Source organism: Pseudomonas sp. HMWF006 (assembly GCF_003061205.1).
In the GTDB taxonomy this organism is placed as follows: domain Bacteria; phylum Pseudomonadota; class Gammaproteobacteria; order Pseudomonadales; family Pseudomonadaceae; genus Aquipseudomonas; species Aquipseudomonas monsensis.
The window spans coordinates 1-3,506 of the sequence record NZ_QAIU01000308.1 but is presented as its reverse complement, the minus strand read 5'-3'; the positions used below and the strand labels follow the sequence as shown (position 1 = coordinate 3,506).

The 3,506-nt window shown below is 63.9% G+C and carries 3 protein-coding genes; all 3 read right to left on the bottom strand.

Going from position 1 to position 3,506, the window contains the following annotated elements; genetic code table 11:
* A partial coding sequence (selB, locus tag DBR24_RS12635) for a selenocysteine-specific translation elongation factor (RefSeq protein ID WP_128614926.1) occupies nt 1–1,255 on the bottom strand: 1,255 nt, incomplete at its 3' end.
* Nucleotides 1,252–2,655 carry an L-seryl-tRNA(Sec) selenium transferase gene (selA, locus tag DBR24_RS12630; protein ID WP_177490536.1) on the bottom strand — a complete coding sequence of 468 codons (1,404 nt, stop codon included), beginning with the start codon at nt 2,653–2,655 and terminating at the stop codon, nt 1,252–1,254. The genes selB and selA, both read right to left, overlap by 4 nt.
* Before the next feature lie 45 nt (nt 2,656–2,700).
* Nucleotides 2,701–3,506 (bottom strand): formate dehydrogenase accessory protein FdhE (gene fdhE, locus DBR24_RS12625; RefSeq protein ID WP_128614924.1); only part of this gene is annotated, 806 nt, incomplete at its 5' end.

The following is a 3,506-nucleotide window of genomic DNA, read 5'->3' as shown; positions in this document are numbered from 1 at the left end:
GGCGCACGTTGTCGGCTAACGACCAGGTTGAGCGCGGGCGATTGAATTGACGCTCCAGTCGTTGCGGGTCGAGGCCCCCAGCGCTGTGATTGAGCAGCACGGGCAAGGCTCGTTCAAGGCTATCGCTGGCAGCCAGGGCTTGCAGTTGCGCCAGACGTTCGGGGCTGCGCCGTTGTCGTGCCGGTGCAAACGGGTCGAGGACCTGACCGCCACCCAAGGTCCGTTGCGCGCTCTGGTCACGCAGAATCAGCCGATCGCCCTTCAACGCCTGCACCGGCACATTGATCAGCAATTGCGCGAACATCCGCTCGCCGGGACTCAAGCGTGGCCCTTCGAGCAAGGCCACCCGGGCGATGACATCCTGCGTGCCGAGATGCACATGCACCGGGTGAAAGTGTTCGAAGGTGCGTTCGCCGGGCAATAGATGAAAGTCGATGTCGAGCCGTTGTGTCGGGGCGTGCAACCACTCGCTTAGCAGCCACTGGCCGCGATGGATCTGCGCCAGTTCAAGGCGTTCACCGCTCAGATTCAACGCCACCCGTTGCCCGGCGAAGGCCTGTTCGGCGGCTTGGTTCTGCGCGTGCAAGCCGCGCACCCGCACGGTTTTCCCGGATGGCCCGAGGGTCAGTCTGTCGCCGACCGTAACTGCGCCCGACAACGCCGTGCCGGTCACCACAATCCCCGCGCCCGCCACGCTGAACGCGCGGTCGATGGCCAGGCGAAATCCCCCTTCACGGCTATGCTCATGTACCTCGCTTTGCGTCTGCACCAGCAGCTCGCGCAGTGCTTCAATGCCCTGCCCGCTCAAGCTCGACACAGTCATTATCGGCGCCTCGGCAAACGGCCCCGGCGCGAGTAGATCCAGCACTTGACGCTGCACTTCTTCCACCCTGCCCGCCTCGGCTCGATCACATTTGGTGATCGCCACCACGGCCCGCGAAATGCCGAGCAATTCAACAATCGCCAGGTGTTCGCGGGTTTGCGGCATCACACCGTCATCCGCCGCCACCACCAGCAACACCAGATCAATGCCTTGCGCACCGGCGAGCATGTTATGGGTGAATTTTTCGTGGCCGGGGACGTCGATAAACCCGGTCAGCCCCGTGCCAGGTTCAAGTTCGGCGTAGAGATAACCCAGGTCGATGGTCATGCCGCGCTCGCGTTCCTGCGGGCGGCGGTCGCCGGTTTGCCCGGTCAAGGCTTGCAGCAGCGACGTCTTGCCGTGGTCGATGTGCCCCGCCGTGCCGACGATCACGAATCGACCTGCAAGTGCGGCAATTGCGCGAGCCACGCCGGTTCATCGTCGAGCTGACGCAAATCCAGCCACAGCGCATCATCGTCAATGCGTCCAAGCACCGGGATCGGCAAGGCGCGCAGCGCCGCTTCCAGAGTCAGCAGGCAACGCCCGCGCAAGCGCTTGGACACTTGCGGGCGCAGGCACAACGCCGCGCTCGGCAAGCGCGCCACCGGTTGGCTGCCGCTGCCAATCATGCCCAAGGCGTGGACTGCGCTGACATTCCAGGTCTCGCCCAATACGTCAGCCAGCGCCGGCTGCAGCCGTGACGCCTGGGCGAAGATGTTGGCTTGCGGGCGCGTCAACAGGCGCAGGCTCGGCAGACGTTCAGCGAGGCGGTCCGGGTCGCGGTATAACCCCAGCACCGCCTCCAGCGCGGCCAAGGTCAGCTTGTCCACCCGCAACGCGCGTTTCAGCGGGTTCTTCTTGATCTTCGCGATCAGTTCTTTGCGGCCGACAATCAACCCGGCCTGCGGCCCTCCCAGTAATTTGTCGCCACTGAAGGTGACGATATCTGCACCATCGAGCAACGCTTGGCGCACCGTCGGTTCCGCCGGCAAGCCCCAGCGCGTCAAGTCCAACAAACTGCCGCTACCGAGATCTTCCAGCAACGGCAGGCCATGTCGGTGGGCCAGCTCGGCCAGTTCCGCTGTCGGCACGCGGGCGGTAAAACCTTCGATGCTGTAGTTGCTGGCATGCACGCGCATGATCAAGCCGCTGCGCGGGCTGATCGCCGCCTCATAGTCGCGGGCATGGGTGCGATTGGTCGTGCCGACTTCGTGCAGACGCACGCCGGCGCGGGCCATGATGTCGGGGATGCGGAACGCACCGCCGATTTCGATTAGCTCGCCACGGGAAATGATGCCTTCCTTGCGTGCGCCGAGACTGTTCAGGGTCAAGAGCACGGCGGCGGCATTGTTGTTGACCACGGTAACGGCTTCGGCGCCGGTCAGTTCGCGGATCAGGCCTTCGATCAAATCATCGCGATCACCGCGCTTGCCGCTGCCCAGATCGAACTCCAGGTTGAGCGGATAACGCGCGGCCATGTGCACGGCCTCAATGGCTTCGTCCGGGAGCAAGGCGCGGCCGAGGTTGGTGTGCAACACCGTGCCGGTCAGGTTGAACACCCGCCGCACGTTGCTGCGCTGTTGCCGGGCCAGGCGTTCACCGACGCGGCCAGCGAGCACTTCGGGGCTGATTTCGACGGCGGACAATTGCCCGCTCAAGACAGCGGAACGCAACTCATCGAGCAACTGGCGTAAACCCGCCAGCAGCGACTCACGTCCATGACGCTCGGCCAACGGCAGGCAGGCCGGGTGACGCAACAACCCATCAATGGAAGGTAACCGCAGGGACATCAGCCACTCCTGGAGACAGATCACTGGGCCAGAGTGTAGACCCTGCGTTCACTCATCTCCCGGAGCCAGCAAGAGATTCGGTGCCAGCCGCTGATAACCGTCCTGAGCCAGACGCATATCCAGCAGCAAACTGCCGAGATCTGCCGACAACGCCTCGGCATCGGCATCGTTCTCCAGATAAACCAGTTTCAGGTAGCTATTGCAGCCCGGACAGACCTCCGCCCTTAACGGCGCCTGATTGGCCGCATGCCGATCATCCTCAAAGCTCAGATAGTCGAGCCCTTTGCTCGACTCGCAATACACGCACTTGACCCGCACCACATGCCATTCGCAGGCACACAGCGAACACACCAGATAACGCAGACCGTTGTGTTTGCCGCGATGGCGGATCACCCCGGCCATCGCCGGTGACCCGCAGGCCGGGCATTGGCTGAGGCTGTCGCCGGGTTTCAGTTGCAGGTCGTGCACGCTGAGCAGCCAGTGGCTCCACGCCACTTGCAGTGCGGCGCCGAGGAACGGCACCAGCTGCGCCGGCACCAGCGAATACTGGCCACTGACCAGAGCCACGGCCCACGCACGCAACTGACCGGGACTGGCGGCGCGCAGCGTGTCGAGCGCATCCACAACCGCAGGTTGATGCGCCGGCTCATAACGCTGCAGCAACGCGTCAAGCCAAGCCTGCCAGCCCTCTTCGCGCACCAGCGTGTCGGCGGCGAACGGCGGTAAACCATGTTGCTGACAGGCAGCAATCCTTTGCTGATCGATCCGCGCCGTCTGCGGTGGGTCGTCGAACACCTGTTGCTGAACACGGCACAACCCGGCAATCAACCGCAGGTACTCAGCCAGTGGATGCC